This is a genomic window from Dactylosporangium siamense (genome assembly GCF_016862795.1).
GTDB classification, from domain to species: domain Bacteria; phylum Actinomycetota; class Actinomycetes; order Mycobacteriales; family Micromonosporaceae; genus Dactylosporangium; species Dactylosporangium siamense.
On the sequence record NZ_BONQ01000017.1, the window covers coordinates 149,555 to 164,211 of the forward strand.

Below are 14,657 nucleotides of genomic sequence, written 5' to 3' on the forward strand. Positions count from 1 at the left end.
GAGGGACAGGTGGTGAGAGGGGACTGGGACAGGTCAGCCGGGGGCCAGCACGTGCGCGAAGCGGGGTGACAGTCCGGACGCGTCGGAGTGGCTCTTCAGCAGGGGGACGAGGGTGCCGTACGTGGGCAGGCCCAGCGTCCGGGACAGCATCCGCAGGGTGCGGCGGGCCGGGTCCGTGACCGCCGTCTGGCAGCCGAGGAGCCGGACCGCGACCACGTCGTGGCGGTCCAGGACTCCGTCGGTGGCGAGGCCGGCGAAGAAGCGGGCCACGGTGCGGTCGAGCATGTCGATCGGGGTGCGGCCGAGCCGCAGCAGCCGGTGCCCGCGGGTCGAGTGGCCGATCAGGTCCAGGTACACGGGGCCGGGCGGCCAGGTGACGGTGGTCAGGACGGCGCGCAAGTCGCTGAGCGAGGCCGCGTGGTGCAGCGTCACGCATCGTGGGATCCGGCCGGCGAAGAACGAGCCGGCGCAGTCGGAGGATGCGACGTTCAGCGAGGGGATGGTCAATCGCCCAGCGCTACCGGGAACTTGATGACGCCCAGCGAACCTGAGCGGGCCGAGGTGGTGAGAGAGCCGGCGGTGCGGCCCGGGCCGGCCCACGCCGGGGGCTTCGGGGCGATCGCGCCGACGGGGACGGTCGTGTGCGGGGAACGGTGCTGTGGCATGTGGTGCTCCTCTGAGAAGACAAGAGATCTCCGAGAAGGCGGAGGTCTACAGGGAGGAAGAGATCAGGAACAGGGCGCCCCGGGTGACGGTTCCGCCGATCGTGGTGAGGCTGTCGGGGCCCGCGTCGCAGTGCTCGGGTGAGGCGAGGTCCAACCACATCGTGACCGGCGACGTGTCGGTGGAGCGGCCCGGCGGGTACACGGCCACCCGGGCAAGGGTGCCCCGCTGCTCGAGGACCTCGGCGCAGTGGCCGGCGTACCGGTTTCCGGCCCGAGGGTCATTGGTGCCCGGCCAGTAGACGACAGACTGCCGTTCGTAGAGCTCGCCAGCGAAGCCGTCGGAGCCCGCGAAACCGCCGGAGCCGTCGAAACCGCCGGAGCCGTCGGAACCGTCGGAGCCGTCGGAACCGTCGGAACCGCGGGAGCCGTCGGAGCCAGGGACGCCGTCGGAGCCGGTGAAGCCGGTCGGGCGGAGTGCGGGCGGCAGGCGGTCGACGAACGCGGTCGCCAGGTACACGGCGCCCATGAGGTGCAGTTCAGGCCAGGCCGGGCCGAGGGTCGAGCCGCCGGTGTCGCCGCCGGGGCCGCTGAAGCAGTCGTCGACGTCGACGTCCGCCCAGCTGATCTCGTTCGCCGCGGCGGCGGACGGGGTGCGGGCCAAGTCGACGCTGATCAGCCTGGCCGGGTCGAAGTCGTGTTCGACGGGTTCGCCGGTCCAGAACGCGCAGCGGGTCACGCCGTCGATCCTGGCGAGGTACGCCGGCGTGCCGACGAAGACGGTCCGGGTCATGTGGAACAGGGTGCGGCGCCAGGCTGAAACGACGCTGACGCGCCCCTGACGCCGCACCCGAAAAGCAAGAAACACAACGAGGAGCGAAACCCTACGCCGCGACCGCCAGGGCCAGCGCGAACCGGCCCGCCTGGTCGGTCCACCAGTGGCGCAGCCCGAAGCCGGCCGCCGCCAGCTCCGCCGTCAGCCCGTCCTGGCGGAACTTGGCCGACACCTCGGTGCGCAGTTCCTCGCCGGCGGCGAAGTCGACGGTCAGGTCCAGGCCGCCGACGTGGACCCGCTGCGCGGAACGGGCCCGCAGCCGCATCTCGATCCACTCGTTGGTCGGGTCCCAGACGGCGACGTGCTCGAACGCGGCGACGTCGAAGTCGGCGTCGAGGGTGCGGTTGAGCACGTGCAGGACGTTGCGGTTGAACTCGGCCGTGACGCCGGCGGCGTCGTCGTACGCGGGGACCAGGACCGACGGCGACTTCACCAGGTCGGCGCCGAGCAGGAGCCATTCGCCGGGGGAGAGGCGGTCGCGGAGCGCGGCGAGGAAGGGTGCCCGTTCCGACGGGGTGAAGTTGCCGATCGTGCCGCCGAGGAACGCGACGAGCCGGTCGCCGTTGTCGGGCAGGGTCTCCAGGTGGTTGACGAAGTCGGCGACGATGCCGCGCACGTGCAGGTCCGGGTACTCGACCCGCAGCGTGGCGACGGCGTCGCGCAGCGCGGAGGCGGACACGTCGAGGGGGGCGAAGGAGCCGAGGGTGCCGGCGTCGCGGAGGGCGTCGAGCAGCAGCCGGGTCTTCTCCGAGGAGCCGGAGCCGAGCTCGACGAGGGTCTTCGCCCCGGTGACCCGGGCGATGACCGCGGCCTGTGCGACCAGGATCTCGCGTTCGGCGCGGGTCGGGTAGTACTCGGGCAGGCGGGTGATCTCCTCGAACAGTTCGCTGCCGCGGGCGTCGTAGAAGTACTTCGGCGGCAGGGTCTTCGGGGTGGCGGTGAGTCCGGCGCGGGCATCCAGCTCCAGCGCGGCGGTGAGATCGGTGTCGAGCAGGTACACGTCGAGGTCGGGATCCGACAGTGTCACGAGAAAACACCTTCCGAGATGTGTACCGCGGACGCGTCCGCGACGAGCAGCGAGCATTCAGGGACGGGCCGCCAGCCGGGGTCGTCGTCGAGCGGTTCGGACGCGACCAGCACGCTGTCGGCGGTGGACAGCACGGACAGCGCGTGGCCGTGCACGGTGGCGGCGATCGACCGGCCGTCGGTGAGCAGCAGGTTGAGCCGGGACCCGGGGGCGGCGGCGGCCACCAGGGACACGACCGGGGACAGCGCGTCGGCGAGGGAGGCTCCGGTGCGCAGCCGCGCCCGCACGAGCGCCCACAGCAGCGCACTGTCCGTCGGCGCGTCCAGGGTGATCAGGTCGCGGACCGGCAGCTCCGCGGCGACCCCGGCCACGCTGTCGGGCCACCCGTCGACGCGGCCGTTGTGGGAGAACAGCCACGGGCCGTCGTGGAACGGCGCCGCGGCGGACTCGGTGACGGGCATGCCGACGGTGGCGGAGCGCACCGCCGCCAGGACCGCACCCGAGGACGTCGTCGCCGCCAGCGACGGCAGCGCCGGGTCGCTCCACAGTGGACGGGCGGACCGGTACACCACCGGAACGGGGAACCAGCCCAGCCCGAAGCCGTCGGCGTTGATGGTGCCGCCGCCCCGCATGTCGCGGGGTGCCCACGACTGGTGGGCCAAGCCGTGCGGCGGGTCGAACAGCAGCCGCGACAGCGGGACCGGCGGCCCCAGGTAGGCCAGGTGACGGCACACTAGGCGAGCTCCGACGGCGAGACGGAACGGGCGGTGCGGAAGCCGCTGAAGATCTGCCGGCGGATCGGGTGGTCCCAGTTGCGGAACGTGCCCCGGCACGCGGCCCGGTCAGTGCCGAACGACCCGCCGCGCAGCATCTTGTAGTCGCCGCCGAAGAACACCTCGGAGTACTCCCGGTAGGGGAACGCGCTGAACCCCGGGTAGGCCAGGAAGTCGCTGTCGACCCATTCCCAGACGTCGCCGATGAGCTGGTGGACGCCGAGCGGCGACGCGCCCAACGGGTAGGCGCCGACGGGCGCCGGGGTCAGGTGCCGCTGGCCGAGGTTGGCGTGCAGCGACGTCGGGTCGTCGTCGCCCCAGGGGTACCGGCGGGAACGGCCCGTCGCGGGGTCATGACGTGCCGCCTTCTCCCACTCCGCCTCGGTCGGCAGGCGCCGGCCGGCCCAGGTGGCGTAGGCCTTCGCCTCGTGGAAGCAGACGTGCACGACCGGCGAGTCGGGCACGATCGGCGCGGTGCGACCGAAGGTGGTGGCGTGCCACTCGCCGCTGTCACGCGTCCAGTGCAGCGGCGCCGTCAGGCCGGCCGAGACGCGGTGCTGCCATCCGACCGTGGTCCAGCAGCGCGAATCGTCGTAGCCGCCGGCGTCGACGAACGCCGCGTACTGCGCGTTGGTGACGGGGGCGGCGTCGATGTAGTACGCGGGCACGTCGACCCGGTGCGCCGGGCGCTCGTTGTCCAGGGCCCACGCCTCGGTCGACGTGCCCATGTCGAACGCGCCGGCGGGGACGAGGACCTCACCGCCGACCGGGGCCGCCGAGGCCGGTGGCGGGTCCGCGGCCAGGACCGGCGGCCCGGCCCGCAGCTGGTGGGTGGCCAGCATCGTCTCGTCGTGCTGCTGCTCGTGCTGCACGATCATCCCGAACGCGAACCCGTCCTGGACGAGCCGGCGCGCCGGGTCCGCTGTCGCGGGCAGGCGGTCGACGACGTCGAGGACCTTGTCGCGGACGGTTGCCACGTACGCGCGGGCCTCCGCCGGGTTGAGCAGCGGCAGCTGCGGCCGGTCCCGGCGGGCGTGCTGGAACGCGTCGTAGAGGTGGTCGATGTCCTCGCGGACCGGTTCCCGGCCGCCGACGTCCCGGACGAGCCAGAGCTCCTCCTGGTTGCCGATGTGCGCCAGGTCCCACACCAGCGGCGACATCAGCGGCGAATGCTGCCGGATCAGGTCGGCGTCGTCGACGGCGTCGGTGAGGACCGCGGAGCGGCGCCGGGTCCGCTCCAGCTCGGTCGCGACGTGCTCCCTAAGACCCATTGCGGGTGCTCCCTTCGATGACGTCCTTCAGCAGGTCGACGGGCAGGTCGAGCCGGTCGAGGGCCAGGTCGCGGACCGCTGTCGCGGCCTTGGCGAGGGCCGGGTCGGCCATGCCGAGGCGGGCGGCGAGTGCCCACTGCCCGGCGACCGGTGCGCACAGCTCACGCACCCGGTCGATGGTCGGCTCGTCGGCGAGCAGCGCGGTGATGATCGCGGCCGGCGCGAACCAGTCGGTGCCGCGCAGCGTGTCGAGGTAGCGCACCTCGAGGTAGCCGCGCGGGCGCACCGGCGGGAACAGGGTGCTGACGTGGTAGTCGAGGTCCGCGTAGGTCGGCGGGTCGCCCAGGGCGCCCCCGATCCAGTCGGCGAACGTGACCCCCGCCGGCACCGTCCACGGCCCGTCGGCCCGCCGCACGCACAGCACCTGCGCGTCCAGCACGTATCGGGCCCACTCGCCGGCGGGGTCGTCGCCGGTGACGGGGACCGGGCTGGTCCGGGACGGGTCGATCGCCAGCCAGGTCCGCATCCGGGCCGAGGCCCAGCCGGTGTCGTGCCCGGCGTGCTGCCGCGAGTTGGCGAACAGGGCGATCAGCGGCGGTCCGAGGTCGTGCACGGCCGCCCAGCGTGACGGCGGGCCCGCGTCGAGGCAGACCTGCAGGCCGGCGGTGCTGCACATCATGGTCCGGCCGGCGCCGTTGCGCCGCGCGAACGCGGACGCCATCGCGTTGTACCGGGGAGTGGAGAGCATCCGCCGCGGTGGTCGATGCGGGTCGATGCCGGTGCCGCCGAGCTCCAGGCCGACCCGGCCGAGCCGCTCGGTGAGCTCCGCGAGGTCCGCGCCGACGGCCTCGTGCAGGTCCGTCAGGGACCGCTGCGGGACGGTGGACAGTTCCACCTGGCCACCCGGCTCGAGGGTGACGGCCGACCCGCGCCGCAGCGGCAGGTTCGCCGAGCCGGTGCGCAGGGTTGGCGGTGCGTGGTCGCCGAGCGCCTGACACATCCGATCAGGGTCGACATATGCGGTTGGATCCACGCTCGAATGGACGGTGTACTCGAGCTCCACGCCGACCGTTTCCGGTGGTCCGGTTTTGAAGCAGATCGATGCAATGTAGCCCTCGGCCTGCTCGATTCCAGAGATCACCGCATCCGGGTCGGCGGCCGTGCGGTCGATGCGCAAGGTCGCCATGCGAGCCGACGCTACCCGAGGATCCGGCGGTCGGCGAATGGTCACAGTGAACAAACGATTACCGATCTATGACGAACACCCGTTCGAACAGGGCGAACTCTTCCCGGTCATGAGCTGTGGAAATACCCGGCCGGGTGAAGGTCCACACCTGCCATCTCAGCGCAGGAGCCGGTACAGGCTGAGAATCTCCCGCATGACGGGCTTGAATACCCTGAAGCGGGACATTCCGGCCAGGCGGTCGATGAGCGGCACGGCCCGCTCGACCAGCAGGCGGGTTTTCGCCTGACCGGGTGAGGTGTCGTGCACCCAGTACAGCGTCACGCCCATCTGCGCGAGCCACAGCAGCTCCGGCAGCTCGGCCCGCAGCTCGGGGTCGATCTTCGTGGTGGCGCCGTCCACCACGGAGCGGAACATCCGCACCGAGCGCTCCCGGGCCGGTGCCGAGTCGGCGCTGAACGGGCTCAGCGGCGAGCCGGGCTCGGCCGCCGTCTTGAAGAACGACCCGGCGAAGTCGTGGTAGGGGACCATCACGTCGACCCCGGTGAGCATCGCGGCGCGCAGCCGGTCCACGAACGTCCCCGGGGCCTGCAGGGCCTGCCGGCAGGCGTCGGCGTGGGCGTCCTGCACCGTGGTGTAGAACGCCTGGACCAGGTGACCCTTGGACGGGAAGTAGTAGTACGCGTTGCCGACGGACACCCCGGCGGCCGCGGCGATCGCCCGCATCGTGGTCTTGTCGTAGCCCTGCTCGCCGAACAGCCGGACCGCGGTGTCCACGATCAGCTGCCGGGTCTGCTCGCCCTTGGTCGACTCGCCGGCCACAGTCTCAGGCGTCGCAGGTTCCACCACAGTCCGAACCATATCCCTGCTCGAATTCCGGCTCGGCCGCGACCGGTCCGCCCGGACCTGCGCCCGACGACCCGGCGCGGCGCACGGCCGCGGCCGCCGCGACGATCCGCCGCGCCGTCGGGCGCAGGTCCGGGCGGGAAAGGCGCGCCGCCAGCCCCCGATAGCCGTCCAGCGCCCACAGGCAGATGATCCAGGCGCCGTCACCGGTGTAGACGCCGCCGTCGTCGGCGACCACCGTGATGTCCGCGAGGGTCTCGGCCGGGTCGAGTGCCGGATACCGGCGGCGCGCCTCGTCCGAGCCGGCCGGCACGAACTCCAGGGGCACCAGCTGGGCCCGCGACGCGAGCCACGTCCGTGCCGTGCGGCACAGCCCGCAGCCCGCGTCGTAGAGCACGGTGAGCCGGGTGATCACAGCGGCGGCTGCGGTTCGCCGCCCGGCACCGGCTGCTGCGGCATGGCCGGTGCGGCCGGTGCCGCCGGTGCGGTCGGCTTCGGGTACCCGTGCGGGGCGGGCCGCGGCGGCATCGGCGGCGTCGGATACGGCGGGTAGCCGGCGGGGATCATCCGCGTGGGCGGCACCGGCGGCGGCAGCTGGTCGAGCAGCCGCCGCCGGCGGAACCGGCTCAGCACGAACAGGTTGAAGAAGTGCAACCCGCCGAGGACGAGCAGCACCAGGCCGAGCTTCCAGGCCAGGGCCTCCATCGCCGAGCTGCCGTCCGGCAGCGCCTGGCCGATCTTCAGCGCCACCGCGACATAGCCGAGGTTGAGCAGGTAGAAGCCGACGACGAGCAGGTGGTTGACGGACTTGGCGAGGCGCTCGTCGGCGAACGCCTCGTCGAGGAACACCTGCCCGTTCTTGAGCAGCGTCCGCGCCACCCAGACGGTGAGGACGATGCTCACCGCCAGGTAGATCAGATACGTGCCGAGCTTGAGGTCCATGACCGGCGCCCTTCTTGAACGTGTTCAACTACGACCCACGGTAGACCCGTTCTTGAACACGTTCAATTGTGTGTCCGGTCTCAGCCCGGCCGGCTCAGGTGTACCTGACCCAGCCGCCGCCGACCGTCCCCACCGACACCGGGCCGTCCATGCTCCGGGGGTCGTAGAGCATCACCGCCCCGTCGGCGAGCCGCCCGATCGCGGGCTGGCCCGCCAGCAGCACCGCGAGCGGTTCGGCGGCCCCGGCCGTCCAGACGAGCAGCTGCTCGCGCGGCGTGGCGACCAGCAACCGGCCGCCACCGAGCGGGACGATCCGCTGCGGCACCTCCAGGGGCGGCGGCGACGCCTGATCGATCACCTTGCCGTCCGACAGCAGCGCGAGGTGGCCGTCCTTGAATCCCGTGTACCAGACGTCGCTGCGGTCCGCCGACGGCCACAGGTACGTATGCGACGCCTCCTCCCGCACGTCCTGCCAGTTCGTGCCGTCCGCGGAGTACACCAGCAGCGCCCGGCCGCTGACCTGGTCCCGCTCCAGCAGCGCCCACAGCGACCCGGTGGGCGTGCGGACGACCTCCCTGACCCGCGTGCCCGCCCGGACCGGCGCGATCCCGGCGTCACCGACCCCGTCCACCTTCAGCCGGTCGCCGCTCAGGACGAACCGGTCCGTCGTCACCGGGGACAACGACGGTTCGTGCCTGGCCGCGTACGCCGCGACGTCCTCGCGGGTCCAGGTGTTGCCGGCGTCGACGGTGGACCAGTAGAGCTTCGAGAAGCTGTACAGGGTGATCCGCTCCGAGTCGTACGCGACGATCCCCCACGCGGGGGTGGAGCCGTCGGGGTCGCGCATGTCCGGCAACGGCCGTGGCTGCCAGGTGCGGCCGCCGTCGGTGGTGCGGCCCAGCCGGGGGTCGCAGCCCCGGGAGTCGCAGTTGCGGTAGAACACCCAGCCGTGCCGCTGGTCGGCGAAGCGCACGTGGTGCGGGCCGCTCGCGCCGGCGAGCACCACCGGCCGCTCGACCAGCGATTGATCCTTCTGCTGCGGCACGGTTGGCGTCGGCGTCGGCACCGGCGTCGGCCTCGCGTCGTGCCGCGCGGCGACCTGCAGCGCCGTGCCACCGGAGATGGCGAGGACCGCCACCACCGCCCCGACCAGCCACAACCGCAGCCGGCCGCGCCGCGACCGCCGGGGCAGCGCCTCCACCGGCAGCGGCCGGAACGTGCCGGCCGCGTCCTCGGCGAACCGGGCGAACTCCTCCTCGACCCGCGATTCACGCATGCCACACCTCCCGGTCCAGTTCGGCGGCGAGCGCCGCCCGGCCACGGCTCAGCCACGAGCGCACGGTGCCCTCGGCGACGCCCTCCTGCTCGGCGATCTCGACCGCGGTCAGCTGCCCGAGGTGGCGCAGGACCAGGGCGCGCCGCTGCGCCGCCGGCAGCTTCGCCAGGGCGTCGAGCAACACGACGCGGTCCGGTGTCGGGCCCTGCACCGGGTCCGGGGTCCGCTGGCGCTGCAGGAACCGCGTCGCGCTGCGCAACCGGCGCAGCCGGCTGGTGGCGAGGTTCCACGCCACGTGCCGCACCCACGCGGCCGGGTCGGCGTACCGCGACACCGCCGGCCATCGTTCCAGGGCGCGGCAGAACGCCTCCTGCGTCAGGTCCTGTGCTTCGGCGTGGTCGCCGAGGTACGCGTAGAGCTGCACCGCGACCCTGGCGAACCGGGTCCGGTACAGCTCCGCGAAGTCGTCCGGTGGGGCTGGCATGCCGGTATCACGCGCAGCCCGGCCGGACTGTTGCACCGCCGCTACAGGCCGGCGATGAGCAACGCCGAGACCAGCAGCGACGCCTGATGCAGGGCCTGGTCGGCGACGTACATGCCGCAGACCGGGCTGGTCGTGTCGGCGAACTGCGGGGAGCCGGTCGCCCGCAGCACCGCCCGCACCGGCCAGCGGCGGTCCAGCAGCCCGTGCGTCACCGCGGAGAACGCCACGCCGGCGGTGACCCCGGCCGCGGTCAGCGGCAGCCGCAGCACCGCGCAGGTCAGCAGCAGCGCCGCGGTGATCGTCAGGTGGTAGGTCAGGAGGTGTCCGGCGAGGGCGCGCCAGCCGGCCCGGCCGGGGGTGGCCTTGTGGGTGGCCTGGTGGTCCGTCTGCGCGACATGATCACCGAGGGAGTGCCCGATGAGCAGGACGGCCAAGGTCACCACGAATACGACAGACCGGGACAGCGAGTCATAGGACATGATGGAGTAGCTCCTCACGGGCTTCCAGCCTGGCTCAGGCTTAGACCGTCGGAGCAGCGGGACGGTTCGGTCTGTGGAGGATGGGACCGTCCCGCCGCATCGACATTGATGGAGCCGCCATCATGCGCACGGTTCGGCGCCGAGTTCTACGTCGAACGTTGCAGAACACATGTGTCGTGAGTCGCGTGCCCCACGTGATGCGCGCGGGTCCGCTGATGGGTATGAACGTGGCATGGTGGACGCGCACGTCGGCAGCACCCTGGAGTTCCAGGTGGAAGAGACCGCTGAGGTACAGCTGATGGTCGCCGTCTGCCCGCGCCCCGGCGTGACGGTCGACGAGACGCTCACCGTCCAGCTCGATGGCGTCCCCGTCGAGGTCAGGCCGGTTGCGGGCGGGCATTACCTGACCGCCGGGCCCGGCCTGCTGCACATCGACTACGGCGCCGCGGTCACGGTGGTCCGTGGTGCGCCGGAGCGGCTCGACCTGGGCCAGCGCATCGCCGCGACCCGGCCCAGCCGCTACTGCCCGTCCGACCGGCTGGCCGGGTTCGCCGCGCGGGAGTTCCAGCGGTTCGCGCCGTCGCACGCCGACACCGTCGCCGGGATCGTCGACTACGTGCACCGGCACACCCGCTACGAGGCCGGCACGTCGACCGGCACGACGGACGCGACGGAGACGCTGCTGTCCGGCGCCGGGGTCTGCCGCGACTTCGCCCACCTGGTCGCGACCCTCGCCAGGGCCGTCAACATCCCGGCGCGCACCGCCGCGGTCTACGCGCCGGGCCTGTCACCGATGGACTTCCACGCCGTCGTCGAGGTCGCCGTCGATGGTGAGTGGCGGGTCGTCGACGCGACCGGTCTCGCGCCGCGGCAGAGCCTGATCCGCATCGCGACCGGCGCCGACGCGGCGGAGACCGCGTTCGCCAGCGTCCTGACCGGCGCGGCGGACCTCACGTTCCTGGAGGTGCGCGCCGTGACCGCCGGCGACCTTCCGGCCGACGACGGTCACGGTGTCGTACACCTTCCATAGGCGCTAGAAACCGAGCTTGCCGGCGCCGGCCTTCGCGGTGACCAGGGCCGGGACCGCGGTGGCCGGGTCGGGCGCGGCGACGCGCAGGGTGGGGACCCAGGTCGTGGCCGGCAGGTCCGGCTCGTGGGTGGCGTTGAACTCCGCGACCAGGTTCACCGATGACACCGGGCCGGTGCCGATCCGGGTGGCCGTGCCGAGCTCGGTGATGGCGCCCGGCGCGGTGCCGCGCCAGTCGTACACCACGGCGTCGAGCGGAATGTCGGCGCTGCGCAGCAGGAAGTTGTTCTCGGCGTGGACGGAGGCGTAGACGCCGACGCCCCACGAGTAGCTGTATGAGGATTCGTCGGTGGCGTAGAAGGAGTTGTTGTACACGTCGACCTGGCCGAAGCGGACCCGCGGCACGCGCTGGCCGACGTTGGCGAACCGGTTGTGGTGGATCGTGACCCGCAGCTTGCCGACGTCGGCGCCGACGGTGTTGGACGAGCCGATGAGCATCGTCTTGTCGTGGTCGAAGAACGTGTTCCAGGAGATCGTGACGAGGTCCGCGGCGCGGATGACGTCCAGGGCGCCGTCGTGCACCTGGTAGGGGCGGCCGAAGTACTGCGGCTGGGTGTCGTCGGTGTTGTTGCCGTCGCTGAAGTTGTTGTGGTCGGCCCAGACGTGGGTGGCGCCGGTGACGGTCACGGTGTCGTAGAGGGAGTTCCAGTTGCCCAGCGCGCCGTCGGTCGGGTCCCAGGCGGGGAAGCAGTCGTGGGCGTCCTCGAGGCGCAGGTTGCGCAGGATGACGTTGTCGACCTTGTCGATGAGCAGGTTGGCGCCGGTGATCTTCGAGCCGCCGAGGCCGACGATCGTGGTGTTGCCGCCGACCTTGATGTTGACCCGCAGGCCCTGGTTCTTCGCCGACCGCACCCGGGCGTCCTCGAGGGGGCCGGTGGGCTTCGTGGCGCGGCCCCAGACGGCGGGGTCGTAGGCGGCGAGGAACGCGTCCAGGCTGTACGCGGGGTCGGCGTAGTCGGCGCAGCCGTGCCCGGCGTTGGCGTCGATCCCGCCGGACACGAAGACGATCTTCGGGGTGTCGCCGGCGACCGCGGCGGCCAGTTCGTCGCGGGTGCGGACGGTGAAGACGTGCTCGGCGTCGGCGGCGGACCCGCCGGTGGTGCCGGTGGTGTCCGAGGCCCAGCCGTCACCGGCGGGCAGCGTCTGGCGGGCTAACGCGAGGGCGGCCGGGGGTGTGCCGGCCGCGGAGGCGCTGACGGCCGCGCCGGCGAGCAGGGCCGCGCCGGCGAGAGCGGCGGCCACGACGGTGGTCTTGCGCATGCAGACTCCAAAAGAGGCGAGGAAAGCGCATTCCTAGCGCCAAAGTCCCACTCGGGACCGAACCGAGTCAATGCTCTGCGTTTGCAGGAAAGTTGCAGGTTTGCCGGAGAAATCGCGGTCAGGAAGGGGCGATGACCCAGTCCGGATGCTCCTCGGCGAACGCGTCCAGGCGGTCCGCCCGCGCGAACTCGAACAACGAGAGGGTCGTCGGGTCGAGCTGTTCGAAGGCCGTACCGTTGCGGACCGCCGCGTTGAACCTGCCGCCGTTGGTCCGCAGCATCGTCACCGCGTCCGGCCGCAACCCGCGCAGCAGCAGCACCCAGTCGGTCACGGACCGCCCGTTGCCGTCGAACGTGAGCGACTCGCCGACCGCGGTCAGCGTCCGGTTCAGCGCCAGGGGGTTGCCGAGCACGCCCGCCGAGGTGATCCGCGACGCGAGCGCGGTGAGCAGCTGCTGCTGGTGGCGTTGCCGGCCGTAGTCGCCGTCGGGCAGCAGCTCCCGCTGCCGCACGTAGTCCAGGGCCTCCCAGCCGGCGAAGTGCCGGCAGCCGACCGGGTACACCTGCGGCCGGACCCCGGCGATGCGCTCCGGCCGGAACGTCGGCGGGATGAGCCGGAACGGCGGGGTCTGCCGGCCCTTCGCGTCCCACCCGATGTGCACGGACACGGTCTCCACGTCGACGCACAGGTCGACCCCGCCGACCGCGTCGACGATGCGCCGCAGCCCGGTGAAGTCGACGATCGCGCCGGCGTCGAAGGCAAGGCCGGTGAGCCGCCGCACGGTCGTGGCGAGCAGCGCGAACCCGCCGGCCCGCCCGCCGCTCCTCGAGCCGGCCGAGAACGCGGCGTTGAGCTTGTCGGTGCCGTACCCCGGGATCTCCACCTTCGTGTCCCGCGGCAGCGACACCAGCCACGCCCGGTCCCCGCCGGCGGACACGTGCACCACGATGATCGAGTCGGCCCGCGCGCCGGCCTCGTCCTCACCGGGCCGCGCGTCGATCCCGACGAGCAGGATGTTGCGGCCCGGCTGCTCGTCGGCGGCGTCGGTGGCGGCGGCCTCCCGGGAGGCGATCGGGCCGCCCGGCAGCCGCGGCGCCGTCTCGATGGTGATCTCCCGCGGCGGGCTGTCCCGGGCCGCCTCGCCGAGCAGGTCCATCTGGTCGACGGTGCCCGTGTAGTGCCGCCACGCCACGGTCCCGCCGCCGGCCAGGACGGCCAGGGCGGTGACGGTGACCACCAGCCAGCGCCACACCATGCCACCTCCACGCCGAGCAAGCCGGTCCTCACCGTCCTGATCGGCCGCGGGAGGGGGCAGCTTAGGAGTAGCCGTACCGGCGCCGCAGCGGGATCGTCAACGCGCCGGTCAGCCGCCGGTGGTGGGGCGCCATGCCCGTGGTCCACTCGTCGTCCAGGCGCAACGGCACCGCCCCGGAGCGGAACCGGACCGGGTTGCCCGACACCTGATGCGTCCGGCGCACGAACAGCTCACCCCGGTCGCCGACCCGCACGGCGGTGGCCGGCACGCCGCTGAGCCGCGTCACCGCGCGCAGGGTCGCGTCCGGCTCGGCGATGAGGTCCTCGTAGCGGAACCGCAGGTACGGCAGCCCGGCCCGGCGCGTGATCCGCTCCGTCGCGAGGTTCCACGCCGACCAGTACAGCGCCGTGCACCCGGGATGCATGCGGGGCATCAGCTCGCCGTTCGGGGCGTCCGGGTCCTCCTTGTGCCGCTGCCACGAGTACGCGACGGCCCGCGGGTCCCGCACGATGTGCGCCACCCGCACGTCCAGCCCCGGCGCCTGCAGCAGCGCGGTCAGGTAGGACGGGAACTTCGAGGAGTCGACGACGACGTCGGCGCCGCTGACCTTCGCCACCGCCCGGTACAGCTGCGACAGCACCTCGTGATACCAGCGCAGGTCGGCCCCGCTGGTGTGGCCGGCCGGGCGCAGCAGCAGGCCCGGCAGGTGCCTGGTGCGGAACCGGCGGGACGCCTCGTCCAGCTCCCGCAGCTCGTCGTCGTCCGGGATGCGCCCGAACGCCTCGTGCAGCACCTCGACCCAGAACTCGCACGAGCGCAGCGGCGTGCCGCAGCTGCACCGCCGGTTCTGCAGCAGCCCGCGCTCCCACAGGAACTTGATCTCACCGACGCCGACGAGGCCCGGCACCTGGTCGAGCATCCCCTCGGCGAGGGTGCTACCGCTGCGCCCCCACCCGGCGAGGTACAGCACGCGGGTGGTCGGTGGCGAGTCGGTGTGCACCTTGGCTCAACGTTTCGCCAGCTCTGCGGGTTACGACCGGGTTAGCCCGATTTAGCCGAAGTGTCTTCGCCGGCGGATCCACGTCCCCGCCGGGTGCCGCCCGTGACGTCACCGACCTCGAGGGCGAAGGCCGAGGTCGGCGCGCCTGCCGGAGGAAGCGCGGCCGCGGATCCTCCGAAACCCCCGCCCGTGCCGTACTGGGGCGCGACAGTAGGCGGGTAGCCTGGTCCGACGCGCGCTTCGAACCGTGATCCCGGGGTAGTGATCGCCGGTCGGG

17 protein-coding genes are annotated in these 14,657 nt (G+C 72.6%); 1 reads left to right on the forward strand and 16 read right to left on the reverse strand.

All coding sequences use genetic code 11. From position 1 onward, the window contains the following. Positions 1-33: 33 nt before the first annotated feature. The 13 genes from Dsi01nite_RS04490 to Dsi01nite_RS04550 form a co-directional block, all read right to left on the reverse strand. Positions 34-507: a hypothetical protein gene (locus Dsi01nite_RS04490; RefSeq protein WP_203844712.1), complete on the reverse strand. Its 474-nt coding sequence runs from the start codon at positions 505-507 to the stop codon at positions 34-36. Beyond that, complete coding sequence (locus Dsi01nite_RS04495) at positions 504-665, reverse strand: hypothetical protein (RefSeq protein WP_203844713.1); 162 nt, start codon at positions 663-665, stop codon at positions 504-506. Before Dsi01nite_RS04495 ends, Dsi01nite_RS04490 begins: the two co-directional genes overlap by 4 nt. Positions 666-711: 46 nt before the next feature. Further along, positions 712-1,455, reverse strand: coding sequence for a hypothetical protein (locus tag Dsi01nite_RS04500; RefSeq protein ID WP_203844714.1), 744 nt, complete (start codon positions 1,453-1,455; stop codon positions 712-714). A 91-nt stretch (positions 1,456-1,546) separates the two neighbouring features. Next, a complete protein-coding gene (egtD, locus tag Dsi01nite_RS04505; RefSeq protein ID WP_203844845.1) occupies positions 1,547-2,518 on the reverse strand; it encodes an L-histidine N(alpha)-methyltransferase in 972 nt (323 codons plus the stop codon). 2 nt (positions 2,519-2,520) lie between these two features. Then, positions 2,521-3,258, reverse strand: a complete 738-nt coding sequence (gene egtC / locus Dsi01nite_RS04510; RefSeq protein ID WP_203844715.1) for an ergothioneine biosynthesis protein EgtC — start codon at positions 3,256-3,258, stop codon at positions 2,521-2,523. Further along, a complete protein-coding gene (gene egtB, locus Dsi01nite_RS04515) occupies positions 3,258-4,568 on the reverse strand; it encodes an ergothioneine biosynthesis protein EgtB (RefSeq protein ID WP_203844716.1) in 1,311 nt (436 codons plus the stop codon). The genes egtC and egtB overlap by 1 nt, the downstream gene beginning before the upstream one ends. Further along, on the reverse strand, positions 4,558-5,754 hold the full coding sequence (egtA, locus tag Dsi01nite_RS04520; RefSeq protein ID WP_203844717.1) for an ergothioneine biosynthesis glutamate--cysteine ligase EgtA: 1,197 nt from the start codon (positions 5,752-5,754) through the stop codon (positions 4,558-4,560). Before egtA ends, egtB begins: the two co-directional genes overlap by 11 nt. A gap of 156 nt (positions 5,755-5,910) precedes the next feature. Next, positions 5,911-6,600, reverse strand: coding sequence for a TetR/AcrR family transcriptional regulator (locus tag Dsi01nite_RS04525; protein WP_239135678.1), 690 nt, complete (start codon positions 6,598-6,600; stop codon positions 5,911-5,913). After that, positions 6,578-7,012 (reverse strand): thiol-disulfide oxidoreductase DCC family protein, encoded by a 435-nt coding sequence (locus Dsi01nite_RS04530; RefSeq protein WP_203844719.1) that lies wholly within the window; start codon positions 7,010-7,012, stop codon positions 6,578-6,580. Before Dsi01nite_RS04530 ends, Dsi01nite_RS04525 begins: the two co-directional genes overlap by 23 nt. Beyond that, a complete protein-coding gene (locus Dsi01nite_RS04535; protein WP_203844720.1) occupies positions 7,009-7,539 on the reverse strand; it encodes a hypothetical protein in 531 nt (176 codons plus the stop codon). The genes Dsi01nite_RS04530 and Dsi01nite_RS04535 overlap by 4 nt, the downstream gene beginning before the upstream one ends. A gap of 94 nt (positions 7,540-7,633) precedes the next feature. Next, entirely contained in the window at positions 7,634-8,815 is a 1,182-nt protein-coding gene (locus tag Dsi01nite_RS04540) for a hypothetical protein (protein ID WP_203844721.1), read from the reverse strand. Continuing rightward, the gene (locus Dsi01nite_RS04545; protein ID WP_203844722.1) at positions 8,808-9,299 is read right to left on the reverse strand and encodes an RNA polymerase sigma factor; all 492 of its coding nucleotides are present in this window, start codon (positions 9,297-9,299) and stop codon (positions 8,808-8,810) included. The genes Dsi01nite_RS04540 and Dsi01nite_RS04545 overlap by 8 nt, the downstream gene beginning before the upstream one ends. A gap of 41 nt (positions 9,300-9,340) precedes the next feature. After that, positions 9,341-9,796 (reverse strand): DUF3307 domain-containing protein, encoded by a 456-nt coding sequence (locus Dsi01nite_RS04550; RefSeq protein ID WP_239135679.1) that lies wholly within the window; start codon positions 9,794-9,796, stop codon positions 9,341-9,343. Between the two features lie 214 nt (positions 9,797-10,010). Here Dsi01nite_RS04550 and Dsi01nite_RS04555 point away from each other — a divergent pair, with 214 nt between their 5' ends. Next, entirely contained in the window at positions 10,011-10,808 is a 798-nt protein-coding gene (locus Dsi01nite_RS04555; RefSeq protein ID WP_203844723.1) for a transglutaminase-like domain-containing protein, read from the forward strand. Positions 10,809-10,811: 3 nt separating this feature from the next. Here Dsi01nite_RS04555 and Dsi01nite_RS04560 read toward each other — a convergent pair whose 3' ends face one another. From Dsi01nite_RS04560 to Dsi01nite_RS04570, 3 genes are all read right to left on the reverse strand, one after another. Next, entirely contained in the window at positions 10,812-12,125 is a 1,314-nt protein-coding gene (locus tag Dsi01nite_RS04560; RefSeq protein ID WP_203844724.1) for a pectate lyase family protein, read from the reverse strand. A gap of 118 nt (positions 12,126-12,243) precedes the next feature. Next, a complete protein-coding gene (locus tag Dsi01nite_RS04565; RefSeq protein ID WP_203844725.1) occupies positions 12,244-13,380 on the reverse strand; it encodes an LCP family protein in 1,137 nt (378 codons plus the stop codon). A gap of 61 nt (positions 13,381-13,441) precedes the next feature. Next, positions 13,442-14,380: a sulfotransferase gene (locus tag Dsi01nite_RS04570; protein ID WP_203844726.1), complete on the reverse strand. Its 939-nt coding sequence runs from the start codon at positions 14,378-14,380 to the stop codon at positions 13,442-13,444. Positions 14,381-14,657: the final 277 nt, after the last annotated feature.

Bases quoted from the DNA above. Each gene is read 5' to 3' on its own strand.
- Dsi01nite_RS04495 (WP_203844713.1), bottom strand. From the start codon at position 665: ATGCCACAGCACCGTTCCCCGCACACGACCGTCCCCGTCGGCGCGATC.
- Dsi01nite_RS04500 (WP_203844714.1), bottom strand. From the start codon at position 1,455: ATGACCCGGACCGTCTTCGTCGGCACGCCGGCGTACCTCGCCAGGATC.
- egtB (WP_203844716.1), bottom strand. From the start codon at position 4,568: ATGGGTCTTAGGGAGCACGTCGCGACCGAGCTGGAGCGGACCCGGCGC.
- egtA (WP_203844717.1), bottom strand. From the start codon at position 5,754: ATGGCGACCTTGCGCATCGACCGCACGGCCGCCGACCCGGATGCGGTG.
- Dsi01nite_RS04535 (WP_203844720.1), bottom strand. From the start codon at position 7,539: ATGGACCTCAAGCTCGGCACGTATCTGATCTACCTGGCGGTGAGCATC.
- Dsi01nite_RS04540 (WP_203844721.1), bottom strand. From the start codon at position 8,815: ATGCGTGAATCGCGGGTCGAGGAGGAGTTCGCCCGGTTCGCCGAGGAC.
- Dsi01nite_RS04545 (WP_203844722.1), bottom strand. From the start codon at position 9,299: ATGCCAGCCCCACCGGACGACTTCGCGGAGCTGTACCGGACCCGGTTC.
- Dsi01nite_RS04555 (WP_203844723.1), top strand. From the start codon at position 10,011: ATGGTGGACGCGCACGTCGGCAGCACCCTGGAGTTCCAGGTGGAAGAG.
- Dsi01nite_RS04560 (WP_203844724.1), bottom strand. From the start codon at position 12,125: ATGCGCAAGACCACCGTCGTGGCCGCCGCTCTCGCCGGCGCGGCCCTG.
- Dsi01nite_RS04565 (WP_203844725.1), bottom strand. From the start codon at position 13,380: ATGGTGTGGCGCTGGCTGGTGGTCACCGTCACCGCCCTGGCCGTCCTG.